Below are 22,735 nucleotides of genomic sequence, written 5' to 3'. Positions count from 1 at the left end.
TTGCAGGTGCCGGTCGGCGTCACCGACGGAGACGGGCTCGGGCCGCCTCCGGAGATGCTCCACTTCTGGTTGGTCTGCCCGTTGCAGGACCACAGTTGGACGGCGGTCCCGTTGGCCGTGCCCATGCCGGTCACGTCCAGGCACAGACCCGACTGCGCCCCCCTGATGGAGCCGTCGGCGTTCTGCTGCCACTTCTGGTTGGCCTGGCCGTTGCAGGACCAGATGACGACCTTCGTGCCGTTTGAGGTCCCCTGGCCGTAGGCGTCCACGCACCGCGTGCCGCCGAACGTGCGCAACTCACCCGCGGAGGTGAATTCGAACGCCTGGTTCGCCTGACCGCTGCAGTCCCAGATCTGCAGGCTCGTGCCCAGCGCGTCGGTGTTGCCCGCCACATCCAGACACCGCCCCGACGCCGCACTCACCAGCGGCGCCACCGCCGCCGACGCCGGCATCGACCACGTCACAGCGGCCGCCATCACCGTCGTCAGCACCGTGGCCAGCGTCGCCACGAGGCGCACGCGGACACCGGCCGGCGAACGACGCCGACCGCTCCTCACACGAATGGGGGGTGAATCCATTGTTTCGTTCTCCTTGGGGGTGAAGGCGTGGCGAAATGGGCCACACCAGGGAAAACCGCAGTGGTCTCACGGGGCCGGGCAGGGAGTCGGCCGGTCGGGACGCATCCCCGAACTCTGCCGCCAGGAGGTTGGCAGGCTCGCGAATCGTTTCCGTACGGCCGGTCGTTCGTCGTCGTACGTGTGCGGGGCTCGAGACCCGCCGCATCCTTTTGAGACCTCGCCCCGGCAGGGGCGATGAAAAAGGTCGATGGTGGACGCGGTGACGAGTCCGCCCCATCACCCGGCGCGCCACCGTACAGATCACGCCGTTCGAGGGGCGAAAGCGCGGTTGCGCCGATCGCCGGCCGGGCCGCAGGGGGCCGTCACCACGAATGTGTTATCGCTAACATTATGTCGGCAACTCGGGTTCCTCTCCCTCGGCTACTTTCGGGGTGATGGTGCAGCGGAGCAGATGCGACCGGGCGAGCCCGCGTCAGGAATTCGGTCCCTCCCGATGTCGGCCACGCCTTCATGCCGCCAAGGTCGCGCGCGGCCGCGGACCGCCTCCGATCATGGCGACCCTCCTTCCCCAGGCCACGCGCGTGTTAGCGCTCACATTTCAGGGACGCGAGGAGCCGCGTCCACAGGTGTCGATGCCGGTGGTAATGGCGGATCAAACTAGGACTCACCTGGTTGCGTCAAGAGGAAGATCGAGAGGTCCGGTGGCACTTCACCCTTCAGGAACGCACCCATCTGGCAATACCGGCCCGGCCCGCACCGCGTGCGAGACCGCTGGTGATGAAACTTTCAACCGAGTGCCCGCCGGCTTCCGGGCGAGGTCTGGTGGACCTGGGTCGCGGAAGGCTCGGGTGGTGTCAGCTCGCCGACAGAGGAGCCGCCGGGCGTCGCGTAGCCGGCGGTTGGCGAGACGCCGCGACACGATGGCGTGGTTTGTGGTTCAGCGGTCGGGTGTCGGCCGGCGGCGCACAGGAACGGTGCGATGGATTTGATCGGAGCGTCGGAATCCTCGGCCGGTTTCTCTCATGAACGTTCCACTTATTCGGCGCGCGGAATTGTCGGTTGCCGTGGCTAGTCTCTGCTCGTCCTTGTCGTCATCGACAGATGGGAAGACTGTGGGATTACCCAGTAGGGCTGTGCGTCGAATGGGAGGGCTGGCAGGCGTCGCGGTCCTGGCGTCCGGTGCTTTCGTTCCCGCCGCGCAAGCCGCACCCCAGCGATCCTTTTCCGGTACGGCTTCCGCCCCACTCGCATCGGCCGAAAATCCGGTGCGGAAACTCACCCTCTCATTCGAGCGAACCACTGCGACGAAGTGCCCGTTGACTTTCAAGGTCTACGGGACCTTCGAAGGACTTCCTCCGGGCCTGCAACTCATCCAATACCGCATCGTCGGCACCGAGCAATGGAAGAGTGTCAAATCCCCCATCAATCACAACGGCAGCTTCACCGCCCTGCTCGCCACGCTCGACTGGGACTGGGATCCCGAGACACCGACATCAGGTCAGACGTCAGTCCAAATCGAGCTCAGGCAGCCCGACGGTCTCACGTCCGACACGCTCTACTACTTCGAGTGCGGCATGGCCGACGCAGATGACACCTTCGGCGAGACCTCCGAGCCCATCGTTCGGACGCCCAGCGGAGGCCCGTTGGCCGAACTGGTCGCCGATGCCAACCTCGACGCAGTTCAGGCGCGGTCGGGCGCGGAGGCCGCCCTGGTCAGCAGGTACGGATTCCACCTGGACCTCGACGCGGGCCCGGTCACCTACGAGGAGGTGTTCGCGACGCTTCCGGCCGGGTTCGCGGTGGACGTGTGGGCGATCACCGGCGCCGCGCTGAAATCCGTCCTCGCCCACCCGAATGCGCAGGGCTGGGTGCTCACGCCGTCGTCCTCGCTCCGCTACACGTTGGAGGGCGGCGCTGTCACCGAGATGACGTTGAACGGCGTTCCGGTAGCCGACGACCAGGTCATCAAAATCGCGGCCAACTACATCCTGGTGGGCGGCTACGAAGGTTTCCCCCGATGGCCCGGAGTCACCAGCGTCTATCGCGGTGGCCCTGACGACAGAGGGGCCCTGGCCACCTATCTGGCGAAGAACTCGCCGGTCAGCGCGCCGGCCGGCGACCGGGTCACCGTCCGATGAGCATCACGTGAACGAGCTGATCACCGGGTGGAACCCGTTCCGCCCGGCGATCAGTGAACCTGAGCCGGTTGGGTGATCGGAGCGGCCGGGGCCCGAGCGCAGGTTCTTGGCCTAACGGTCCGAGTCGTGAATGACGGCCCACTTGTCACCGCGCTTGAAGTAGAGCATCTCCGTATCGATGTAGAGGGTGGGGGATGCCTTGCGGTCGTTGCGAATCCACAGCCTGCCGACCCGTGACGTGGCGAGATCAAAGATCACTGAGGCCTTCCGTCCCTGTTTGTCGACCTGAGTCATGGTGACGAAGCGGTCGGCCACGAGTGACCGGGGGCTGTCGCCCGGCAGGTCCAGAACCCGGCTGCCGTCGCGGCGGATCGCCTGGTCGCCGGTGAGGCACCAGGTCACATCGCACCGCGCCTGCGCTGGATCGTCGAGCCGCTCTCCGGTGCTCAGGTTGAGCAGATTCGTCATGGCTGCCGGGCCATCGGCGGAACGCCCCGCCCAGGGCCAGGAGAAGAGACGCAGCCCCTCCGTGCCCGGGACGAACGACGGTTCGCCGCCCGCCACCGGAACCTGGTTGACGCCCCCCGACTTGGTGGACGACCAGAAGATCCTGCCGTCTCCGACGGCCAGGTCCACACCGTGGATGATGTCCCCGTTCACCTTGTCCACATCCAGCTCGGCCGGGAACGAGACCACCGTGCGGGGAGTGCCCCCGGTCACCGGAATCGTCATGATGTGGATGTCCCGGTCCACGTACTTGAACCAGGCGATCACGCCTTCGCCCACCGCCAGCGAGTCCACCGGCGCGATGGGATGGTCGATGGTGGCCAGGCGCTGAAAGGTCTGCGAATCCAGGCGATAAGCCCACAATTCAGGCGCAGGATCGTAGCCCTTCTTCGACACGTACCCGAGCATGGTGCGTGAATCGATGAACAGCTTCGGCGTGAAGGCCTCCCCGTTGGGGACCTTCCGAGGGACCTCCGCGATCACCGAAGGCAGCACCTGTTCCAGCGGCGGCGCGATCTCCTGCACGATCCGCGGTTCGCGAATGTGCGGCGCAGGCTTGGCCGTGACGGCGGGCGGCGACCCGGGAGCCCGCCATGTCACGGCCGACACCGCCCAGATCACCAGACAGGTGGCCATCGCGGTCGCCAACACCAGGCCACGGCGCGTGCGCCGGGTCTTCCCCGCGGTCACCTGGCGCAGCAGATCCGGCGGCAGGGCCGGAATCCGTGCCTCCGCACGGGCGAACGTACGGCGCAGCGCCTCTTCGACGTCGTTCATCGCAGGCTCCTCAGGGGGTTGACGGTGTCACGCAGTTTGCCGAGAGCGCGGGATGCCTGACTTCGTACGGTTCCGGGAGAAATGCCGAGGATCTCGGCGATCTCGGCATCCGATCGGTCCTCGTAGTAGCGCAGGACCAGTACGGCACGCTGTCTCTTGGGCAGTTTGGCCAGTTCGCCCCAGAGGTCCAGCGGTGGCTCCGCCACCGGTTGCGGCTGTTCGGGCACCTCCCATGCCAGATGTTCGCGCCTGCGCCGTCTCCAGACGGAGATGTGCAGCCGGGTGATCGTGGTTCTCACGTAGCTCTCCGGATTGTGCTTGTGCTGCACGCGTGTCCATGAGCTGCGCAGCCGTACCATCGCCTCTTGAACGAGGTCGGCGGCGTCGTGCGGATTGCCGGTGAGCATGTAGGCGTAGCGGAACAACGCATCGATCCGATCGGTGGCGAAGTCCGCGAAATCCGGCGCGTCATCCACGGGCGGGAATCCTCTCGTTCATCCCGGCTGAGACGCACCAGAACCCCGAAATGTTGCATCATCTGGAATCCGCTGAAAACAACAGGGGCAGGCCGGTGCGCCGGGGAAGGGCGACAGATCGGCCAGCATGAGGCGGATACGCCGCGCCTGGCGAGCGGAGGCGAATCCAACGCCGTCATCGTGATAGTGCTACGGCGGCCTGATGATCCGCCTGTTTGGCGAGGACACACCCGAGCGCTTCCAGGGGCCTCGGCGGTCGCCCTCACGCAGCCGCCGGCGCCGACCTCGGCCTAGCTGATCCGCCAGGCCGTACGAGGGTCTCCTCCCCTGCCGTGCTCACTGCTCCGAACTCGTCAGGCCCAGCTTGACATCGGTTCCGCCGAGGCCGCAGTAGCCGTTCGGCACCTCGAAAAGGCGTTGCTGGTGGTGGTCCGCTGGGGCGATAACAGCGCCTACACGCGTACGAGACGACCCTCCTTGCCGCAGAGCTCGCTCATGTCGTCCTTGTCTCCGGGACGGAGCAGTGATCAGCGTTCGGGGCCGCGGATGCCCTCGAGCACAAGCGTGACGTACCTGCGCCAGGCACCGGCGCCGGTCATGTTGGCCATGGCACCACGGGTGATCAGGACGAAGTCATCGGCACGAAAGTCTTCACGGAGGCGGCCGGCGTCGACGGCGCGCCGCACGATGCGTTCCGTGATCTCCGAGAAATCCGTCTTCTCGGCGGCGATGTCGTTCCAGCTCGGCTCCTCCGGGCCGAGGAGCGCGAAGCGGAATGCGGCGTCGGCCTCGGCGGACTCCAGATAGCCGTAGAGCAGCGTCTCGAACGCCACCCAGGGATCCTGGGCCTCGTCGGCGGCGCGGGCGAGGTCGGTTATCGCCTCGAACCGGCGGCCGATGATCGCCGCGAGTAGCGCTCGCTTGTCGGCGAAGTGCCGGTAGAGGGTGCCGACTCCCAAGCCGGCACGCTCAGCGATCTCGTCCATCTGCACGGCGTCGCCTCGCTGGGCGAACAGTTCGGCGGCGGCATCGAGGACGGCCTCGCGGTTGCGCCGGGCGTCGGCGCGCAGCGAGCGTTCGGGAGCGGTCATGGTCACTCCACCTTAGTTGACGATGCGCGGGCGCCGTCTCTATATTCGGAACCGGAGTTCATGTTCATGTTAGAGGAGATCTGATGATCGTCGTCACCACACCGACAGGACAGATCGGCAGCCGGCTGGTCCGTCAATTGCTTCACCAGGGCGAGGAGGTCCGGGTCATCGTTCGTGACGCCTCGCGTCTGGATGACACGGTTCGCCAGCGGGTCGAGACCATCGATGGCTCCCACGACGATCCGGCCGTGCTCGACAAGGCTCTGCCCGGAGCCGAAGCGCTGTTCTGGCTCGTCCCGCCGAATCCGCAGGCGCCGAGCGCCGAGGAGCACTATCTCGGTTTCGCCCGGGCGGGCGCCGCTGCCGTCGCCCGCCACGGTGTCGGTCACGTCGTCGGGGTCTCCAGCGCCGGCCACGGCTGGCCGACCCCAGCGGGCGTCCTCTCGGCGGCCTTCGCGATGGACGCCGAACTCTGCACGTCCGGTGCGGCGTATCGGGCGTTGTCCATGCCCTTCTACATGGAGAACCTCCTCGGGCAACTCGATGCGATCCGCAGGGGCGCGTTCTACCTGACCTGTGCAGGTGACCTGCCGCTGGCGTTGATCGCGACGCGGGACATCGCCGGCACCGCCGCCAACCTGCTCACCGATCTGTCCTGGACCGGGCAGGAGAACCTCCCCGTGTTCGGCCCTGACCGACTGACCCCTGACGGCATGGCCGAGGTGATCAGCCAGGAACTCGGGCGTCCGGTCACCTACCGTCGCATGAGCGTGGACGACTACGCGTCACTCCTCCGCTCCCGAGGCGCCGGCGACCAGGCAGTCAAGGACGTGACCGAGGCGTTCGCCGCACAGGACCACGGCATCTACGACGCGGACTGGGCGACCGCCACGCCCACATCAACGGACTTCCGCACCTGGTGCAGGGAAGTACTCAAGCCCGCCATGGACGCTCGGGCATCCTGACACGAGCGAGACTTGAGGCGCACTGATCGCACTCAAGAAATCGGCGTAAGAGTGCGATCGGGCCCGGCAACGGCGACGGACCGTTCGCCGCACTGAAGAAGCCGTCAGCCCAGTCGGGCACCCGAGGCCGCAGTAGCCGTTAGGCGCCTTGAAGAGGTATTGCTGGTGGTAGCGGTTCTCCTCGGGCGACAATTCGCGGCCGAGTTCGGTTGAGAGGTCTTGCTCGGATGTCTCTGGAGGACCCTCGGGCGTACGTCCTCGGATCTTCTTTCAGCAGGCCTCCGAGGGCAAGACCGCCAAGAACCGCCTGCATCTGGACGTACGCGTCGCACCCGGCCTGCACGGCGACGAGCGGATGGCCGCCCTCGAAGCGGAGTGCGAGCGCCTCGTCGGTTTCGGCGCCACCCGCTTGCGCCGCGACGAGCCGGCGCCTCCTCCCAGCGCGGGCTACATCGTGATGGCCGATCCGGAGGAAAACGAGTTCTGCTCGGACTGAACGACGGGGAACTTCACCCCGGTGAGGTCTTCGGAGACGGCCCACAGCCGCTGCTGGAGCGCTATCTCGTACGACTCCGGGCTGGAGGTGACCAGCCGGGGGTGGCCCATGAGCTCGAAGCGTCCGCCGGGACCGTAGTACTGGCCGCCGAGCACGGCGGGGTCGGTGGCGGCGCGCAGGGTCGGCAACGCGCCCATGGCCGGCGTCTGGGTGATCAGCGGCGCGAGCCAGGTGAGCGGAAGCCGGATGGCCGCGGGGGTGTTGCGGGCGAGCTCGGTGCTGGAGACGCCGGGGTGCGCGGCCACCGCGACGGTGGTGCCGTGCGTGGCGAGCCGGCGCTGCAGCTCGTACGTGAACATCAGGTTGGCCAGCTTGGACTGACCATAGGCGGCGACCCGGCTGTACGACCGCTCCCACTGCAGGTCGTCGAAGTGGATCGCGGCCCGGATGCGGTGGCCGGTGCTGCTGACCGTGACCACGCGCGAGCCGGGCACCGGCAGCATCAGGTCCAGCAGCAGCCCGGTGAGCGCGAAGTGGCCGAGGTGGTTGGTGCCGAACTGCATCTCGAAGCCGTCCCGGGTGGTCTGCTTCGGGGTGTACATGACGCCGGCATTGTTGATCAGCAGGTCGAGCCTGTCGAGCCGGGACCGCAGCGCCGCCGCCGCGGTCCGGATGGAGTCGAGCGAGGTCAGGTCCAGTGCCTGCACGGTCACGTCGCCGGTCATGCGGGCCGCGGCCTGCTCGCCCTTCTCGACGTTGCGTACGGCGAGCACCACTGACGCTCCACGCTCGGCGAGCGCCTTGGCGGTCTCGTACCCCAGTCCGGTGTTGGCACCGGTCACCACGGCCACCCGCCCGCGTTGGTCCGGAATGTTCGCCGTCGTCCACTTCTCGCTCATGCGAGGCTCCTAGGTAACGTACCGAAGGTATCTTGCGCCCACGACGCTAAGGTACTCCCGGTACGTTGTCAACGTACCGGAGGTACTTAAATTAGACTGGCGGGCGTGGCTTTCCAGCGGGCGCGAACCGAAGAGCAGCGGGAGATCCGCCGACGGGCGATCCTCGACATGGCGTCGGCGATGCTCGACGAGATGCCCGTGGCCGCGGTCACCCTCAACGAGCTCAGCCGCCGGGTCGGCCTGGCGAAGCCGAACGTGCTACGCTACTTCGAGTCTCGCGAGGCGGTGCTGCTGGAACTGCTGGACCGATTCCTGCAGGAGTGGCTGACGGAACTGGCGGGCGAGTTGGCCGCCGGCATCGACGAGAATCTCCCCATGGCGGAGCGAGCGGAAGCGGTGGCAGAGATCCTCAGCCGCTCACTCTCCAGCCGAGCGGTGCTGTGCGACCTCTTCGGCGCCCAGGGCAGCGTCCTGGAACACAACGTCTCCGTCGAGGTCGTAGCACGCTACAAGCGCGCCTCCCTGGACCGCCTGACAACCATGTCCGCCCTGATCCAGAACTACCTGCCGGAGCTGGGCGAGAACGCAACACTGTTCAGCCTGCAAACCATGGTCATGGCCGGCGCGCTGTCGGCGTACAGCGCACCCCCACCCAGCCTGCAGGCGGCCTACCAGGCCGAGCCCGACCTCGCCCGCTTCCACTTGGAGCTGAAGGACTCCTTGAAGCTGGCCCTGACCGCAACCCTTCTGGGTGTGCTACCCCGCCACTGACCTGCCTTGCACTGGACAGGTCATGGAGCCTCGATCCTCGGTCGGAACCAGGCCCGTCGGGCAGGCGGGCGGCCCACCCGGATGGGTCACCTAGCTTGACGTTGGTGCCGCCGATGCCGCAGTAGCCGTTGGGCACCTTGAACAAATATCGCTGGTGGTAGATCTATCGTTCAGGCAATAATTCCTGGCGAACATTCCCCATGAGGCGTCCCGCCCAGACGAACGAGGGTGGCCGCGCCTCTGCAGCGGCCACCCTAGCTCACGTGCGGACTCACCACGGCAGCGAGCCGTAGACCGACCGGCTCACCAGTCGACGATTGACCACCGCTGCTGCGAACCTCCGTTGTAGTCCCAGAGCTGGATCTTCCCGCCGTCGCGGATCTCCTGCGCCTTGGCGTCCAGCACGAGGGTCCGTCCCGCGGGCGAGGCGCCGTTCTTCAGGTAGTACTGCGAGAAGGGAATCCACCGCTGCTGGGCACCTCCGTTGTAGTCCCAGAGCTGCACCGTGCCTCCGTTGCCTATGGTCTGCAGCTTGGCGTCCAGCACGAGTGTCCGTCCCGTGGGCGAGGCGCGGTTCTTCAAGTACTGCCCGTTGTAGATGGCCCACTGCTGCTGGTTGCCGGCATTACAGGACCACAGCTGGACGGTGCCGCCGTTGCCGATGGTCTGCAGTTTGGCATCGAGGCAGTACTGCAGCGTCGAACCGGAGTGCGTGAAAATCAGGTACCACGTTTCGGCCGCCGTCGTCTCGACCGGTACGGCGTGCATGCCGAGGCTCTCCGCCAGCGCGACGATCCCCTTGTCTTCCGAGGGGCGCGCCTCGGCACCGGCCGTTCCGGTCATACCGAGCAGTGCGAGAATCACCGTGAGGTAGACCGTTAACCTTTTTTTCACCAGTTCTTCTCCCTTTGAAAGAGCAGCGCCGTATGCCAGGAGTGCAATGGGCGGCCAAGACACCGAGCGCGGCCGCTTGTCCGGCTTGAACAAGCCCTTTTCCGATAGCTCCGGCGATGCGGCCCGGCCGGGTCAGCAGACCCGGGCGCTGCGGATCCGGTTGTCCCAGTTGCCGCCGATGGAAGCCGAGTCCAGCGCCAGGTTGGCGCGGTAGCCGTAGGCGTGCTGATAGCCCAGCAGACCGGTGCCGTTCGAGTTGGCCCACAGCGTGGAGACCGTCCCGGACGGCCGGTGGTTGACCAGCGAGGACGCCCGGCCCGCGAACCAGCTGTCGATCGGGATGTCCGGGCACGCGTTCACCTGCGCGACGGCGATGTTGTACTGAGTACCGGTGAAACCGGCATTGTCGAACAGGCACAGGTAGGGGTAAGGGCAGTCGGAGGCCGCCATCGTGCCCGCCTTCACGGCGGGGCTCTGGTCGACCACGCGTACGGACACGGTGACGCCCGGCGCGAGCGACACCTCGGACGGACCGATCCGCTTGGCGTCGGGGTCCGACTGGAGGATCCGCTGGACGGCCGCCTCCGTGGTCGCCGGCGCATCGTCCGTCCGCGCCTGCGCGTACGCCGCGCTCGGCGCCATCAGGGCCAGGGTGGTGAACGCCGCTGCGGCGATTCCCGTCATCGCTTTTCTCATGTGCGTGTCCCCTCGTGTCGGCGTTCGGGAAATATCCCGTGCCCACGACTTTCACATTCGGCATACGATTCAGACAGGCTGATCACCGGCGGTTGACCGGTGGTTTGGCGGAGCAACATAAACGGCCCGCATGAAGGCGTCGGGGGGGTTATGTTCGGCGAACTGGTGCGTGCCCATCGCACCAAGGCCATGCTCACGCAAGAGGAATTGGCCGCGCAGGCCGGTGTGAGCGTCCGCCATCTCCGTGAGATCGAGGCCGGCCGGGTCACCGCGCCCCGGGCCAGCACGGTGCGATTACTCGCCGACGCATTGGGGTTGTCCGATTCCGAGCGCGCGGAATTCCAGCGGATCGCACGCACCGGCCCGGCCGAGGCGGGCATGACGACGGACGCCGCTCCGGCGCCGCCCGGCCCGAGGACCATCCCCGCTCCGCAGATCCGGCCCGCGCAACTTCCCGCCCAGGTCACCGGCTTCGCCGGACGCGTGCATCAGTTGCGTGACCTCGACGGTGCACCGAACCCCGTCGTTCTCGTGGTCGGGGAGGCCGGGGTCGGCAAGACCACTCTGGTGATCCGCTGGGCGCACGCCGCGGCCGGGAGCTATCCGGACGGGCAGTTGTACGTGAATCTTCGCGGCTTCGATCCGACCCGATCACCGGTGGACCCGACCGATGTCCTGCACAGCTTCCTCGGAGCGCTGGGCGTGGCCGCCTCGCGGATTCCGAACGACCGGGACAGCCGGGCCGCGCTGTACCGCAGCCTCCTGGCGGACCGGCGGATGCTCATCGTGCTGGACAACGCCGCCGGCACTGACCAGGTGCGGCCCCTCCTGCCCGGTAACTCGGCCTGCCGCGTGCTGATCACCAGCCGCGACCGCCTGACCGGGCTCGTCGTCAGCGACGCCGCGTACATGCTCACCGTTCCGCCGTTGGACATCGAAGAGGCGCGCGAACTGCTCGGCCTGCGTCTGGGGTCGCGCCGGGTCGAGGCGGAGTCCGCCGACTTCGACCGTCTCATCGACCGATGCCAGCACCTGCCCATCGCGCTGGCACTGGTCGCCGCCCGGCTGGCAGCTCAGCCCACGGTCACCGTCCACGCGCTGGCCGCGCAGATAGACGCCGCGGTCCCGTCGCAAGTGCTCGACAGCCTCGCCGTCGGCGACACGACCACTGATATCCGTGCCGTCTTCTCCTGGTCGTACCAGAAGCTCAGCGACGGGGCGGCGCGGCTCTTCCGGCTGCTCGCCGTGCACCCGGGCCCGGACATCTCGGTCGAGGCGGCGGCGAGCCTGGCCGCCGTCGAACCGGCCCGCCTTCGTCCCCTGCTCGACGAGATCACCCGTAACCATCTGGTCCACGAGCATCGGCCGGGCCGGTACGAGTTCCACGACCTGCTGCGCGCGTACGCCATCGAACTCGCCCACTCGCAGGACGCACCCGAGGAATGGGACGAGGCTCTGCGCCGCGTTCTCGATCATTACATCCACGCGGCCGGTGCGGGCGCCCGACTACTGTTCCCCCACCGCGACGAGGTTACCGTCCCGACGGGCAGACCCGGGGTGGTACGGGTCGCCCCGGCCGGACGAAGCGCGGCGCTGGCCTGGTTCACCGCCGAGCACCAGGTGCTGCTCAATATGCTGGACGTCACCGTCGAGCAGGGCTTCGACGCCTACGTCGCGCCGTTGGCCTGGGCCTTCGTACCGTTCGCCAATCTGCGCGGGCACTGGCACGACGAGCTGCGCGGCCACCGCGGCGCTCTCGCTGTCGCCGAGCGGCGGAAGGATCTGGCCGGTCAGGGCCGCAGCCACCTGGCCATGGCCGCCGTCTACACACGGATCGGGGAGACGGGACCGGCCGAACGGCACTACCAGCTGGCACTGGACATCTTTGAGCGAATCGGAGATCTGGTGGGCGGCGGCCACGTGCACAGCAACCTCGCCCGCATCCGCGAGGTCGAGACACGGCACGAGGCGGCCCTGCGCCACTCCCAGGAGGCTCTGCGCCTCTACACCAAGGCCGATCACCCTCGTTTTCGTGCCCGGGCACTGAGCGGCGTCGGCTGGTATCAGGTGGCCGTCGGCGACTACACCGCGGCGTTGGGGTTCTGCACGGAGGCGCTCACGTCACTGCGCGAGATCGGCGACCGCGACGGCGAGGCTGCCACCCTGGACACGCTCGGGTACGCCCACAGCCACCTCGGCGATCATGACAGGGCGATCACCTGCTACGAGGACGCCCGGCGACTGCACCACGAGGATGGCGACCGCTACAACGAGGCGCTGGTCCTCTCCCATCTCGGCGACAGCTACCTTGCGCTCGGCCGATCCCAGGACACCGCGTGGGCGTGGAACACCGCCCTGACGATCCTGACGGACCTCGGCCACCCCGACGCCCGCAGCATCCAATGCCGCTTGGAGACCCTTGCCCAAAGCGTCCACCGCGACCTGGGCGATGTGGGGGACGATACTACGTCCACCTAGCGGGGAACGACGCCGCGCCTATGTACCAGGGCGACCGACTTTCGTGCGCGCGTGGCGGTGCGCGCCGGACCCTCCGAAGGCAGGCCAGGATTCAGCTAGCCCCCCAGATCTACGCGTCGCCAGCGGTCAGGGCGACGGGGCAGGAGGCACCGGTGCCGCCGATGCCGCAGTAGCCGTTTTGCACCTTGAACAAATATTGCTGGTGGTAGCTCTCCACTTCAGGCAATAAATCCCAAGCCTCGCGCCCGTGCCGTTTGACCAATAGGTCACTACTCAGAGCCGCTCGGGCAGCAGAATGAGTGCACCGGTGTGCTGCGGACGGACAACGGTGAAGTGGCGGCGGTCGAGCGTTGCCACTTCCGTGACGCCGAGTCGCTCAGCAATGGCAATCACAGAGGCATCAACCGCCCCGAGCGGGAGACTTGCGTACGTCTCCACCAGGTCGCTCATACGCTGCAGATCACGTTCTGTGAGATCCACCAAGGTCAGACCTGCTCCGAAGGAGCACAGAAACGCTGCCTCCGCTTTGCTCCCCTGCCGCTTCTCGACAAGTTGGCACACCTCCGTAACCACGGTGGTGGGGACGAGCAAGGGCCCTGGGTGGGTCCGCAGAAGTCGGGCGCAGGCCTGATGATGGCGGTCCCGGACGTTAACGGCCGCAACCAACGGACCCGAGTCGATGACGATCACAAAGAGTGATTGTCCTCTGCACGGAGAATCTCCTCCGAGCGTTCCGCGAAATCCGGCTCCGCCTCAAGCAAGCCTATGAACGGCAGGTCGCGTACGACAGGCGGCTCTTCAAGCTGATCGCGGACGAGCCTGAGCACAGGAGCCACCTTCTCCTCTGGCAGCTGATCAACCAGGTGGTGGAGTTCCTCGCGCATCACGCTCATGTATCGAGTGTAATCAGCGGGACCGCCCCGGACAGCCGCGCAATCGGCAGCTGATCGCAACACGCTGAGAGCGGCTGCGCCTGCCCGGGGCAGCCCGGGCTCCGGGCCAGCTGGTTCCTGCAAGATCAAGCATCGCCGGCGGTCAAGCCCACGGGGCAGGAGACGCCGGTGCCGCCAATACCGCAGTAGCCGTTCGGCACCTTGAAAAGGTATTGCTGGTGGTAGCGGCAGACCTCGGCGTCCATCATGACCGGTACCTCACCTATCCTCACCAGGAGGAGTCCGACGGAGCGATCACCGCGTGATCCTCTGCGACACGGGACCCCTCGTCGCGGCATTCAACAGGGCGGACAAGGATCACGCCCGCTGTGTCCGGTTTCTGGCGCAGAATTGAGCCAGACTCGTTGTGCCGTCGCTCGCGGTGACAGAGATCTGTCATCTACTCTCCGATCCGGTCCGTCGCGGCAGCCCCGCTCTCGCGGCCGAGTTCTGCGCTGCCATCGCCGACGACGAACTCCGCGTGATCGAGGGAGACGCCTCACGACTATCGGCGAATGTCCGAGCTGCTCGCGGCCTACGCCTCGCTCCGCCTCCAGGCTGTGGACGCCTGCGTGATAGCCCTTGCCGAGCGCTTCGACCTTCGCCAGGTCGCCACGCTGGATCAGCGCGACTATCTTGTCGTTGCCCCTCGTCATCTTCCCAAGGGGCAACGACTCACGATCCTGCCCGGCCACTGATCAGCTCTCAGGGGAAAAGGTCAGTACGGCCAGCCAGGGACGTTCAGCCGGACGCGGTAGAGGCCGAAGTTGCCGGTGTTCCCGCCGCGGGATGGTGTGCCCGAGGTGATGTACAGCGTCCGGCCGTCCGGGCCGCCGAAGGCGACGTTGGTGGTGTTCAGTCCGGCGGCGATCGTGCCGAGCTGTACGCCGGACGGCGCGTACACGTGGACCTTGCCATCGTTGAAAGAGGCCTGGTAGAGGTTGCCGGCACAGTCGATGGTCGCGCCGTCCGAGCCGGTCAGGGACGCGAAGTCGGCGCGGGGGCCGACGCTGCCGTCGGGGTTGACGGGCCACTTGTAGATTCGGCCCGTGCCGTTGCCGCCGACGTAGAGCGTCTTGCCGTCGGGGGAGAGCACGATGCCATTCGGCTGCCGGATGGTGTCGTCGATCAGCGAGACGACGCCGTTTTTGACCCGGAACACGCCGGTGCGGCCGGACATCTGGTCGGGCCGGTTGGCGCGCTGGAAGTCGGGGTCAGTGAAGTAGACGGTGCCGTCGGCGCCGACGGTGAGGTCATTGGGTGAGTTGAAGGCACGGCCTTGGTAGGAGGAGGCGACCACGCCGCGCGTCAGGTCGGGCAGGCTGAAGGAGGAAATGCTGCGCTGGTCGTGGGTCGCGGCCAGCAGGGTGCCGCCGTCCCGGCTGAGGGCCAGGCCGTTGCTGCCGGCGTCGGGGATGAGGGTCTGGAAGGTGTTCGGCTCGCTGTACCGCAGAACGTCCGATGGCTGGACGCCTTCTGGCCCGGTGCCGTCGCGCATGAGCGACAGCAGCAGGGTCTGGGTGGTGGGGTCCCAGACCGGGCCTTCCAGGAAGTTGAACCCGTCCCGGATCTTGGTGGCGGTCACCGACGATGCCGGCAGCGGGTTGGGGTAGGTCGTGCCTGGCGTGCACGGTCCGACCCCGGGGCGCGGCGTGCCCGGCGTGGTGGTGACGGTCGGCGTGGGTGTCGGGGTCGGCGTCGGCGTCGGAGTGGCTGTGACCGTGGGGGTGGGGGTGGGGGTGAGGGTCACGGGGCCGCTGCACATGGCACCGTTGAGCCAGAAGGTGGTGGGTACGGGGTTGGCGCCGGTGAGATTCGCGGTGAACGCCATGCCACTGGCCGTGGCGTTGGTGGCGATGGAGCCGTTGTAGGACATGCTGGTAGCGGTCACGTGCGCGCCTGACTGCGTCCAGGCGGCGTTCCAGCCGGACGCGATTCTCTGGCCGGAGTCGGGGAAGTCGAATTCCAGCTTCCAGCTGCTGATCGGATCGCCGAGGTTGGTGATGGCCACGTCGCCTTGGAAACCGCCGCTCCATTGGTTGACGATTTTGTAGGTCACCTTGCATGCGGCGGCGGCCGCAGCCGGCGTCGTCACCGTTGCGACTCCACCGGCGGCTACCAGCGCGGCCAGTCCGGTGGCCGCGACGGTGGCGAGACTCCGTCTCATCAGGAAGTCCTTTCGCGAACGACGACGGGCGACTGCCGCCCGTGTCAGGGTGCCGACCGGGGGCCGGGAGGCCACCGGCACGCACGCGGCGCACCGCTGGCCCCGCGTCCCGAAATTAAGCGACTAAGTGGGCGGTCGCGATCGGTCGCCCGGTGCGGCGTTCGCCATGCGAGACGCGGTGTGCTCACCTTTGTTGCGGTGGCCGGTCGTGCACCACGCCGGTGGCCGCCTCGGCCTGGGTGAACGCGACCGTCCGCTCATCCGGCGAGCCGATCGGCGGCCGAAAGGAGCCCAGACCACGGCGCTGAAACGTTCAGTCCGCGTCGAACGCGCCGGGCGTGCATCGGGGGAACATGCAGCGGTCCGGCCTTGTAGTGGAGGTTCTCGCCGAAAACGACTCTGGCCCTCGGTTGGCACCGGGTTAGCCGGGCAACCGAGGGCCAGGATCAGGCGGTTACCACAGGTCAGGTTTCGTCGATGGTCAGGCCGACGGGGCAGGAGACACCGGTGCCGCCGAGGCCGCAGCAGCCGTTGGGCACCTTGGAGCAGGTCTGACACAGGCCCAACCAACAGCGTTCTCGAAGAGCCAGCGGCTTGCGTTACGCAGCCGACGGCGCGCTTACGGACAGTAGGAGCTACCTCACGGCCTGATGCCTTCGGGAAATCCGGTCCATCGTAGGTCGGGCGGAAGGTGGCTCATGTCGTTGAACATCACGATCGTGGGCGGTAGGCCGTTGCGGTACTCGATGACCGTCAGTGCGGTGTTGGCGCTGTTCAACCCGAGCCACCTGGATGGCGGCGCGTCCAGTGCGTGCCGCACCAGCCACGCGATCGGGTAGGCGTGCGTCACCAGGACCTCGTGTGTGTCGGACTGGACCCCTTCGGGGACCTTCGCGAACCGGGCGACCAGGGCCTCGGCGAGCCTCCGGCCGGAGGCTGCCTCGGCGTCGTCGTAGCCGTCGAAGAAACCGGCCCAGGACGGGGTCGTTTCGGCCGGGCTGGGAACGTAGGGCACGTGGTCGACGAGTTCGGCGGCCTCGGTTACGGGCACGTTCTCCGGTAGATGACGCGCGAGTTCATGCGCGCTTGCCACCGCACGCGGTAGCGGAGAGTGCAGCACCGCGTCGACCGGCACACCGGCGAGCCGTTCGCCCAGCAGGCCTGCCTGCCGACGCCCGATATCGGTGAGTTCCCCAAACGCGTCGGCTGCGCCGTGGCGTGCAAGGTAGAGGCGTCGAGTTGTCATGCGTAGTTAGGGGCGGGAGTCCGCGCGGACCCTTTTCCCGTCTCCTTTCAGTCGGTACGTGTGGGTTCGGCGGCGGGGTGCTCGGAGGGCGTCGACTTGGCGGTGCGCGGTCAGACGGTGCGTTCATCATCAGCGGACGAGGCGGGGGCTGTGCCGTTGTTGCTGCCGGCACTGTTGCTGAGTCGGCGGCGGGCGATTCCGGCAATGGCCTGGGCCAGGGACGGACGTGATCGATTACGCGTTTGTCGCCGTGACGGTGCCGGTGGTGCCGTCGATGGTGATGACGGTGTCATCGCGGAGCCTACTCGTCGCGTTCGGGATGCCGAGGACGGCGGGGATGCCGTGCTCTCGAGCGACGATCGCGGCGTGGGAGAGCACGCCTCCGGTTTCGGTGACGACGCCGGCGGCGATGCGTAGCAGCGGCGTCCAAGCAGGGTCGGTGAAGGGGCACACGAGGATGTCACCTGGGCGCACGCGCGCGAAGTCGCCGAAACCACGAACGATCCTGGCGGTGCCGGTCACGGTGCCGTGACTGCCTGGCATTCCGGCGAGCCTGGCGGCTGTGATGCCGGAGGCGCCGCAAGGAGGTGCCGGTGGCGGGGGTGCGGCGGTGACCGGCCGTGATTGCAGAACCCACGTGCGGCCGTCGGCGATCGCCCACTCGATGTCCTGCGGTCCACCGAGTACAGCAGCAATCTGTTTGCCCAGCTCGGCCAGCTTCCTGGCAGTCGCGTCGTCGACCGTCGGCTGGTTCCGGGTAGCGGTGGGCACATCGCGGGTGACGAGCCGCGTGCCGCGCCGGTCAAGGCGCTTGCGTTTGTCCGCGACGGTGCGGGTGACTGACCCGTCCTCGGAAACGCGGTAGGCGTCAGGGGTGACCTTGCCCTCGACGATGCTGGGGCCGAGGCCCCAGGACGCTTCGATCCGGGTCGCCTCATCCGGGGCGGCAGGCGTGAACATGACCCCGGATATCTCGGCGTCCATATGGCGTTGGACGATAACGGCCATCGAAAGCTCGTCGGACGGCCGATCGTCGCGGCCGGAGGCGGCCCGGTAGGCGATGGCACGCGGGGAGAACAGCGAGGCCCAGCAGGCACGTACGGCCTTGGCGACCTCACTGACTCCGTGTACGGCGAGGAAGCTCTCGTGCTGACCAGCCGCCGATGCCTGACCGGTGTCTTCCTTCGCCGCCGATGACCTCACCGCCACGGGCGGATCGCCCAGCTCGTCGAGCGCGCGTCCCAGCGCGTCGATCACGGCGGCGTGGACCGGGCGGGCCTCGACCGCCTGCCGCGCCGCATCGACATCGTCCGATTCGCCGGCGAACCGCCCGAGGTCCAGGTCACGGACAGCGGCGAGGTAGGCGGCGAACGGGACGACGAAGCCGTCAGGAACCGGCAGACCCGCGCGGAGCAACGCGCCGAGTGCGCCAGCCTTGCTCCCGCAGGTGTCGACGACAGCCTCCATGAGGGGTACGACCACGCCGCTCCACCCTTCAACAGAAAGTTGAAAACAATTTGTTGATTGTGCATTATGAGACCTATGCACCGCAAGGACGACATCGCTCACAGCGTGCACGCCGACCACGTCCAGGCTCAGCGTGAGCGGGACGCACGTGAACGTCTTCTGGACCTGGGCGCGGACGAGCTCGCCGCCCGCCCGTGGCGCCCCTCACCCGCCCCGCCATCTGCGGTCGACCTCGTGCAGTTCGCCGTCTGGCGCAACGCCGGCCTGGATCCGGAAGACATCCTGAGCGCGCTCGCCCTCCTGCCCGCCGCACGAGCCGAGGTCGAAGGACTCGAGTCCGCCCTGCTGTTCATCGCCCGGAGCGCAGGTCTGACCTGGGCGCAGATGGCGCACGTGATGGGGTTCAACTCCCCTCAGGCGTGCCAGCAGCACTACACCCGCCTGGCGGCACGACAGGACACCGGCTCATGACGCGCGACTCTCCGCCCGGCCTCCTGGTCCTGCACGCCGTGCGCGTCACCGGGTTCGCGGACACCCCGATAATCGCCCGTCGGTATGGGCTCGGTGTGGCTACGGCAGAAGAGGTGCTACGCGACGCCGAGACACGTGGCTGGGTTGAGCACACCGCCTTCGCCGGCACCGGAGGCTGGTCGTTGACCGAATCGGGCCGGGCCGAGAACGAGCGCCAGCTCGCGGCCGAGCTCACCCGCGTCGGCGCCGCCGACGAGGTTCGGGACGTCTACCGCAAGTTCCTTCCCCTGAACGCTCTCCTGCTGCAAGCCTGCACCGACTGGCAACTCCGGCCCACCGCCGGCGATCGGCTCGCCGTCAACGACCACTCCGATCCCGCCTGGGACGCCGGAGTGCTCCATGAGCTCGCCTGCATCGACCGGGCGCTCACGCCACTCGCAGACCGGCTCGGTCGTGTCCTCACGCGGTTCCGCGGATATGACACGCGATTCGCCACAGCCCTGGTGCGCGCCCGAGCCGGGGAGAGCGCCTGGGTCGACCGCACCGACGTGGACTCCTGCCATCGCGTCTGGTTCGAGCTCCACGAGGACCTCATCGCCACGCTCGGCCTCGATCGGCACCAGGAACCTTGACCCGTTCGCGTCCGACGAAGGCGTACGGCGCCGCACTGTGCCCGAAAGGGTTGTAGATCCCCAACAGCGGACCGGTCAGAAGAGAGGCGTGTGCAGGGCAGTGCAACCCTGCAGCATCTACTCGTCAGAAGAGCTCTTCAGGGTCCGTCGGACACTATGCCAAAGGGTCACCTGCATTGACACCGGTGCCGCAATAGCCGTTCGGCACCTTGAAAAGGTATTGCTGGTGGTAGTCGTATCGCTGGGGCAATAATTCAGCACCTACACCCGCACGAGGCGGACTGCCTTTCCGCAGAGCTTGCTCATGTCGTCCTCGTCCGAGGTGAGGACGATGACGGGCCGGGTGGAGCGAAGAGCCGTGGCGGCCACGACGGCATCGATCGCGTACTTGTGGCCGCGAAGACCGCTCTCACGGAGCAGATCCAGCGCGTGGACGGAGACCTCCTCGGTCACCGGCTCGACACGCAGCCGGGACAGATGCCAGCGCAACCGGTCGTTTGTCACCCGGCCGTCGAAGGCCTCGATAGGCGTCAACGCACTGATAACAACGCGGAAGTCGTTGTTCTGCGCCTCTCGGACGATCGCCGTGACTCGCTGGTCGGCTGCGCACCACTTCGAGAGTCCCTCGGAGTCCAGGATGACCGTCCCCGCACTCAGCTTGCTTCGTGCGCGTGCCATCCACGCTCCTCCTGTAGCTCCGGAGCGGACTTCACGCTACGGAACAGCTGCTCGGCCTCGTCCCGCAGATGCTGCGGGATGGGACCGCACTCGTTCTCGTTCGCCTGCAGGGCCTCCTCCAGCAGGTCCCGCTCGATCTGCCGCTCCACAGCGGCGTCGACGTACGCGGAGAACCCGCGCGCGCCGACGCGCTCCTTGATGGCACGGATGTTGCCGGCCCGCAAGGAGACGCTCACCTTGGCAGCGGGCCCTTCCCCCGGCGGGAAGGCGTGTTCAGGCGTACTCATGACGCCAGTTTACTACTTCGAGTAGTAAACCACCGGTACCGGAACACGAAACCTCCGAGCAGCGCGACGCCGCTCGGAGGTCTCACAATGCCGCTACTCGCCGCTGGAGGTCGCCAGGCCGACGGGGCAGCTCACACCGGTGCCGCCGATCCCGCAGTAGCCGTTCGGCACCTTGAAAAGGTACTGCTGGTGGTAGCGATTCACCTCAGGCAATAAGTTCTCCCTCACCGCCCTCTGTGACTTCTCACTGGCCGCGGGCAGGTCGGCGCCTACACTCGACAGTATGGACTTGGACAACGAAGGCCGGGCCGACATCGAGGAGCCCCTCGACGCGCCCGCGCTTCCACGGCATCTCGCCGCGCTTGTCGGCGCGCTACAAGGGCCGGCAGACCTCGGCGTCCACCATGACCGGTACCTCGCCTATCCTCACCACGAGGAGTCCGACGGAGCGATCACCGCGTGATCCTCTGCGACACGGGACCCCTCGTCGCGGCATTCAACAGGGCGGACAAGGATCACGCCCGATGCGTCCGGTTTCTCGCTCAAAACTGGACCAGACTCGTCGTGCCCTCGCTCGCGGTGACAGAGATCTGTCACCTGCTCTCCGATCCGGCGCGTCGCGGCAGCCCCACTCTCGCCGCGGAATTCTGCGCCGCCATCGCCGACGACGAACTCCGCGTGATCGAGGCGACGCCCCACGACTACCGGCGGATGTCTGAACTACTCTCGGCCTACGCCTCGCTCCGCCTCCAGGCCGTCGACGCCTGCGTTATAGCCCTGGCCGAACGCTTCGACCTTCGCCAAGTCGCCACGCTGGATCAGCGCGACTACCTCGTCGTTGCCCCTCGTCACCTTCCCAAGGGGCAACGACTCACGATCCTCCCAGAGAACTAGCCAACTTGGGCTGCGGATCGGGCCGGCGAGACCCACACGGAGACTGCCTCATGGACAGGAGCAGGGGACGGGGCGGAGCCCGCCCTTCATCCAAGCGCAGGCCCAGAGCGGGATCGAAGCCCCTTCCCCTGCGATAGGAATCTGACTGTGAAGGCTTGACGGGAAGGCATAGGACCCCGGAGCGATAGGAGGTCCTGTAAGCACCCTCCTGACGGAGGCCCCCATCGCTAGCCGGTCTCACCGACCCAGCGCTGCTACAAGGGTTATCAGCCATCCATGCCAATATCCTACTTTGAGCTGCTGAAACAGGTTATCTGCTAGTTTCGTCAAGACGTTATCAGTGAGTACCGTGGAGTACGCGGCTGCTGCAAGCGTTGGGCCCACCTATGGTGTCCGATAATCACCAGGGCACTAGAAACGGGGTAACGCGGTGCAGCGCCAGCAACAACCACCAGATCGCTTCGTTTCGCGTGCCGAGCTCGCCACGCTAGCTGGCGTGCGGCGTCCAACCATCACGACCTGGGCAAAGCGCCACCGGGACTTCCCTCAGCCAATCAGCTTTGACAAGCAGGAGTACTTCAGCCTCGCCGAGGCCCTTAAGTGGCTGAACGGGCGCATGATCGCCGAGAAGGATCGGCGAGCTGGCGAGCCGCCCGGATTCACCTACGGCGCACGTGTGCAACATGCGATCTCAATCGCTCAGCCGAGCGTGTGGCACACGGTTCAGTGCCCATCGTCATGCCCAGGCACCTACAGCAGGGATTGATCGTCGCCAATGACGCAGATAGGACGACCCTGGAGACGGCGGAGCGCTTGACCAGGTTCCGCCTACAGGTAGACGACATCCTCTGCGTGCGATCAGGCGCCATGGGGCAGTCGGCGATCGTTCGGGAGCAGCAGGAAGGATGGCTCTTCGGGGGGAACCTGCATCGATTGCGTCTTCTCAAGGCCGACATCGTGGATCCGCACTACCTGTTGACCTTCCTGAACCTGCCATTGGCTATGAACTGGATTCGTCGCCGGTCCAGAGCGACCGTCATCCCTTTCATCAATGCTCGCGACCTCGGTCAACTCATCGTCACCGTTCCTCCCCTCGATGAACAGCGGCAGATCAGATCGGCGCTCAACACGCTCGACGAACAGGCTGCGATCCACGAGCAATTCACGCGCGCAGTCATACGGGCGCGTACGGCAC

25 protein-coding genes and 3 pseudogenes are annotated in these 22,735 nt (G+C 67.0%); 11 read left to right on the top strand and 17 right to left on the bottom strand.

Going from position 1 to position 22,735, the window contains the following annotated elements; genetic code table 11:
- A partial coding sequence (locus tag Msi02_RS41875; protein WP_239109368.1) for an RICIN domain-containing protein occupies positions 1–518 on the bottom strand: 518 nt, incomplete at its 3' end.
- Positions 519–1,720: 1,202 nt separating this feature from the next.
- Between Msi02_RS41875 and Msi02_RS41870 the strand changes: the two genes are divergently transcribed.
- The gene (locus tag Msi02_RS41870) at positions 1,721–2,716 is read left to right on the top strand and encodes a 5'-nucleotidase C-terminal domain-containing protein (RefSeq protein ID WP_204053266.1); all 996 of its coding nucleotides are present in this window, start codon (positions 1,721–1,723) and stop codon (positions 2,714–2,716) included.
- Between the two features lie 111 nt (positions 2,717–2,827).
- Here the strand turns inward: Msi02_RS41870 and Msi02_RS41865 are convergent, their stop codons facing one another.
- From Msi02_RS41865 to Msi02_RS41855, 3 genes are all read right to left on the bottom strand, one after another.
- Entirely contained in the window at positions 2,828–4,000 is a 1,173-nt protein-coding gene (locus tag Msi02_RS41865) for a hypothetical protein (RefSeq protein WP_204053265.1), read from the bottom strand.
- On the bottom strand, positions 3,997–4,476 hold the full coding sequence (locus tag Msi02_RS41860; protein WP_204053264.1) for a SigE family RNA polymerase sigma factor: 480 nt from the start codon (positions 4,474–4,476) through the stop codon (positions 3,997–3,999). The genes Msi02_RS41865 and Msi02_RS41860 overlap by 4 nt, the downstream gene beginning before the upstream one ends.
- Positions 4,477–5,003: 527 nt before the next feature.
- The gene (locus tag Msi02_RS41855) at positions 5,004–5,567 is read right to left on the bottom strand and encodes a TetR/AcrR family transcriptional regulator (protein WP_239109366.1); all 564 of its coding nucleotides are present in this window, start codon (positions 5,565–5,567) and stop codon (positions 5,004–5,006) included.
- An 83-nt stretch (positions 5,568–5,650) separates the two neighbouring features.
- Between Msi02_RS41855 and Msi02_RS41850 the strand changes: the two genes are divergently transcribed.
- Together Msi02_RS41850 and Msi02_RS41845 are read left to right on the top strand one after the other, a co-directional pair.
- Entirely contained in the window at positions 5,651–6,532 is an 882-nt protein-coding gene (locus Msi02_RS41850) for an NAD(P)H-binding protein (protein ID WP_204053263.1), read from the top strand.
- Between the two features lie 262 nt (positions 6,533–6,794).
- The gene (locus Msi02_RS41845; protein WP_204053268.1) at positions 6,795–7,028 is read left to right on the top strand and encodes a VOC family protein; all 234 of its coding nucleotides are present in this window, start codon (positions 6,795–6,797) and stop codon (positions 7,026–7,028) included.
- Here the strand turns inward: Msi02_RS41845 and Msi02_RS41840 are convergent.
- Positions 6,980–7,927 (bottom strand): SDR family NAD(P)-dependent oxidoreductase, encoded by a 948-nt coding sequence (locus Msi02_RS41840; protein WP_204053262.1) that lies wholly within the window; start codon positions 7,925–7,927, stop codon positions 6,980–6,982. The genes Msi02_RS41845 and Msi02_RS41840 overlap by 49 nt on opposite strands.
- Positions 7,928–8,032: 105 nt before the next feature.
- Between Msi02_RS41840 and Msi02_RS41835 the strand changes: the two genes are divergently transcribed.
- On the top strand, positions 8,033–8,698 hold the full coding sequence (locus tag Msi02_RS41835; RefSeq protein ID WP_079319667.1) for a TetR/AcrR family transcriptional regulator: 666 nt from the start codon (positions 8,033–8,035) through the stop codon (positions 8,696–8,698).
- Between the two features lie 303 nt (positions 8,699–9,001).
- Here Msi02_RS41835 and Msi02_RS41830 read toward each other — a convergent pair whose 3' ends face one another.
- Both Msi02_RS41830 and Msi02_RS41825 read right to left on the bottom strand, forming a co-directional pair.
- Entirely contained in the window at positions 9,002–9,685 is a 684-nt protein-coding gene (locus tag Msi02_RS41830) for an RICIN domain-containing protein (protein ID WP_204053261.1), read from the bottom strand.
- A gap of 39 nt (positions 9,686–9,724) precedes the next feature.
- Positions 9,725–10,276 (bottom strand): peptidase inhibitor family I36 protein, encoded by a 552-nt coding sequence (locus tag Msi02_RS41825; protein WP_204053260.1) that lies wholly within the window; start codon positions 10,274–10,276, stop codon positions 9,725–9,727.
- A gap of 177 nt (positions 10,277–10,453) precedes the next feature.
- On the opposite strand from Msi02_RS41825, the gene Msi02_RS41820 reads away from it, so the two are divergent.
- Positions 10,454–12,766: an ATP-binding protein gene (locus tag Msi02_RS41820; protein ID WP_204053259.1), complete on the top strand. Its 2,313-nt coding sequence runs from the start codon at positions 10,454–10,456 to the stop codon at positions 12,764–12,766.
- 109 nt (positions 12,767–12,875) lie between these two features.
- Here the strand turns inward: Msi02_RS41820 and Msi02_RS44880 are convergent.
- From Msi02_RS44880 to Msi02_RS41805, 4 genes and pseudogenes are all read right to left on the bottom strand, one after another.
- Positions 12,876–12,980, bottom strand: a pseudogene (locus tag Msi02_RS44880) (peptide-methionine (S)-S-oxide reductase MsrA); the annotation flags it as partial.
- A 59-nt stretch (positions 12,981–13,039) separates the two neighbouring features.
- On the bottom strand, positions 13,040–13,456 hold the full coding sequence (locus Msi02_RS41815) for a type II toxin-antitoxin system VapC family toxin (protein ID WP_204053258.1): 417 nt from the start codon (positions 13,454–13,456) through the stop codon (positions 13,040–13,042).
- Positions 13,453–13,659 (bottom strand): hypothetical protein, encoded by a 207-nt coding sequence (locus Msi02_RS41810; RefSeq protein WP_204053257.1) that lies wholly within the window; start codon positions 13,657–13,659, stop codon positions 13,453–13,455. The genes Msi02_RS41815 and Msi02_RS41810 overlap by 4 nt, the downstream gene beginning before the upstream one ends.
- A 125-nt stretch (positions 13,660–13,784) precedes the next feature.
- Positions 13,785–13,883: pseudogene (locus Msi02_RS41805) on the bottom strand (peptide-methionine (S)-S-oxide reductase MsrA); the annotation flags it as partial.
- A 330-nt stretch (positions 13,884–14,213) separates the two neighbouring features.
- On the opposite strand from Msi02_RS41805, the gene Msi02_RS41800 reads away from it, so the two are divergent.
- A complete protein-coding gene (locus tag Msi02_RS41800) occupies positions 14,214–14,396 on the top strand; it encodes a hypothetical protein (protein WP_204053256.1) in 183 nt (60 codons plus the stop codon).
- A gap of 20 nt (positions 14,397–14,416) precedes the next feature.
- Here Msi02_RS41800 and Msi02_RS44210 read toward each other — a convergent pair whose 3' ends face one another.
- The 3 genes from Msi02_RS44210 to Msi02_RS41785 all read right to left on the bottom strand — a co-directional run bounded on the left by Msi02_RS44210 (position 14,417) and on the right by Msi02_RS41785 (position 18,593).
- Positions 14,417–15,946 carry an SMP-30/gluconolactonase/LRE family protein gene (locus Msi02_RS44210; protein ID WP_204053255.1) on the bottom strand — a complete coding sequence of 510 codons (1,530 nt, stop codon included), beginning with the start codon at positions 15,944–15,946 and terminating at the stop codon, positions 14,417–14,419.
- 559 nt (positions 15,947–16,505) lie between these two features.
- The gene (locus Msi02_RS41790; RefSeq protein WP_204053254.1) at positions 16,506–17,111 is read right to left on the bottom strand and encodes a histidine phosphatase family protein; all 606 of its coding nucleotides are present in this window, start codon (positions 17,109–17,111) and stop codon (positions 16,506–16,508) included.
- A gap of 234 nt (positions 17,112–17,345) precedes the next feature.
- Positions 17,346–18,593 carry a PEP/pyruvate-binding domain-containing protein gene (locus Msi02_RS41785; RefSeq protein WP_204053253.1) on the bottom strand — a complete coding sequence of 416 codons (1,248 nt, stop codon included), beginning with the start codon at positions 18,591–18,593 and terminating at the stop codon, positions 17,346–17,348.
- Between the two features lie 60 nt (positions 18,594–18,653).
- On the opposite strand from Msi02_RS41785, the gene Msi02_RS41780 reads away from it, so the two are divergent.
- Complete coding sequence (locus Msi02_RS41780) at positions 18,654–19,049, top strand: DNA-binding protein (protein ID WP_239109359.1); 396 nt, start codon at positions 18,654–18,656, stop codon at positions 19,047–19,049.
- Complete coding sequence (locus Msi02_RS41775; RefSeq protein ID WP_204053251.1) at positions 19,046–19,681, top strand: transcriptional regulator; 636 nt, start codon at positions 19,046–19,048, stop codon at positions 19,679–19,681. The genes Msi02_RS41780 and Msi02_RS41775 overlap by 4 nt, the downstream gene beginning before the upstream one ends.
- 261 nt (positions 19,682–19,942) lie before the next feature.
- Here Msi02_RS41775 and Msi02_RS41770 read toward each other — a convergent pair whose 3' ends face one another.
- The 3 genes and pseudogenes from Msi02_RS41770 to Msi02_RS41760 form a co-directional block, all read right to left on the bottom strand.
- Positions 19,943–20,359 (bottom strand): PIN domain-containing protein, encoded by a 417-nt coding sequence (locus tag Msi02_RS41770; protein WP_204053250.1) that lies wholly within the window; start codon positions 20,357–20,359, stop codon positions 19,943–19,945.
- Positions 20,335–20,646 (bottom strand): hypothetical protein, encoded by a 312-nt coding sequence (locus Msi02_RS41765; protein WP_079315501.1) that lies wholly within the window; start codon positions 20,644–20,646, stop codon positions 20,335–20,337. Before Msi02_RS41765 ends, Msi02_RS41770 begins: the two co-directional genes overlap by 25 nt.
- Positions 20,647–20,739: 93 nt before the next feature.
- Positions 20,740–20,841: pseudogene (locus Msi02_RS41760) on the bottom strand (peptide-methionine (S)-S-oxide reductase MsrA); the annotation flags it as partial.
- An 88-nt stretch (positions 20,842–20,929) separates the two neighbouring features.
- On the opposite strand from Msi02_RS41760, the gene Msi02_RS41755 reads away from it, so the two are divergent.
- From Msi02_RS41755 to Msi02_RS41745, 3 genes are all read left to right on the top strand, one after another.
- The gene (locus Msi02_RS41755) at positions 20,930–21,109 is read left to right on the top strand and encodes a hypothetical protein (protein WP_204053249.1); all 180 of its coding nucleotides are present in this window, start codon (positions 20,930–20,932) and stop codon (positions 21,107–21,109) included.
- Complete coding sequence (locus Msi02_RS41750) at positions 21,106–21,540, top strand: type II toxin-antitoxin system VapC family toxin (RefSeq protein WP_204053248.1); 435 nt, start codon at positions 21,106–21,108, stop codon at positions 21,538–21,540. The genes Msi02_RS41755 and Msi02_RS41750 overlap by 4 nt, the downstream gene beginning before the upstream one ends.
- A 738-nt stretch (positions 21,541–22,278) precedes the next feature.
- A partial coding sequence (locus Msi02_RS41745) for a restriction endonuclease subunit S (protein ID WP_239109371.1) occupies positions 22,279–22,735 on the top strand: 457 nt, incomplete at its 3' end.

The sequence above is a fragment of the Microbispora siamensis genome, from assembly GCF_016863095.1.
Taxonomy (GTDB): domain Bacteria; phylum Actinomycetota; class Actinomycetes; order Streptosporangiales; family Streptosporangiaceae; genus Microbispora; species Microbispora siamensis.
This window is presented reverse-complemented; position numbering and strand designations above follow the sequence as displayed.

Bases quoted from the DNA above. Each gene is read 5' to 3' on its own strand.
- Msi02_RS41810 (WP_204053257.1), bottom strand. From the start codon at position 13,659: ATGAGCGTGATGCGCGAGGAACTCCACCACCTGGTTGATCAGCTGCCA.
- Msi02_RS41800 (WP_204053256.1), top strand. From the start codon at position 14,214: ATGTCCGAGCTGCTCGCGGCCTACGCCTCGCTCCGCCTCCAGGCTGTG.
- Msi02_RS41825 (WP_204053260.1), bottom strand. From the start codon at position 10,276: ATGACGGGAATCGCCGCAGCGGCGTTCACCACCCTGGCCCTGATGGCG.
- Msi02_RS41850 (WP_204053263.1), top strand. From the start codon at position 5,651: ATGATCGTCGTCACCACACCGACAGGACAGATCGGCAGCCGGCTGGTC.
- Msi02_RS41765 (WP_079315501.1), bottom strand. From the start codon at position 20,646: ATGAGTACGCCTGAACACGCCTTCCCGCCGGGGGAAGGGCCCGCTGCC.
- Msi02_RS41870 (WP_204053266.1), top strand. From the start codon at position 1,721: ATGGGAGGGCTGGCAGGCGTCGCGGTCCTGGCGTCCGGTGCTTTCGTT.
- Msi02_RS41840 (WP_204053262.1), bottom strand. From the start codon at position 7,927: ATGAGCGAGAAGTGGACGACGGCGAACATTCCGGACCAACGCGGGCGG.
- Msi02_RS41775 (WP_204053251.1), top strand. From the start codon at position 19,046: ATGACGCGCGACTCTCCGCCCGGCCTCCTGGTCCTGCACGCCGTGCGC.
- Msi02_RS41780 (WP_239109359.1), top strand. From the start codon at position 18,654: ATGCACCGCAAGGACGACATCGCTCACAGCGTGCACGCCGACCACGTC.
- Msi02_RS41755 (WP_204053249.1), top strand. From the start codon at position 20,930: ATGGACTTGGACAACGAAGGCCGGGCCGACATCGAGGAGCCCCTCGAC.
- Msi02_RS41865 (WP_204053265.1), bottom strand. From the start codon at position 4,000: ATGAACGACGTCGAAGAGGCGCTGCGCCGTACGTTCGCCCGTGCGGAG.
- Msi02_RS41790 (WP_204053254.1), bottom strand. From the start codon at position 17,111: ATGACAACTCGACGCCTCTACCTTGCACGCCACGGCGCAGCCGACGCG.
- Msi02_RS41855 (WP_239109366.1), bottom strand. From the start codon at position 5,567: ATGACCGCTCCCGAACGCTCGCTGCGCGCCGACGCCCGGCGCAACCGC.
- Msi02_RS41770 (WP_204053250.1), bottom strand. From the start codon at position 20,359: ATGGCACGCGCACGAAGCAAGCTGAGTGCGGGGACGGTCATCCTGGAC.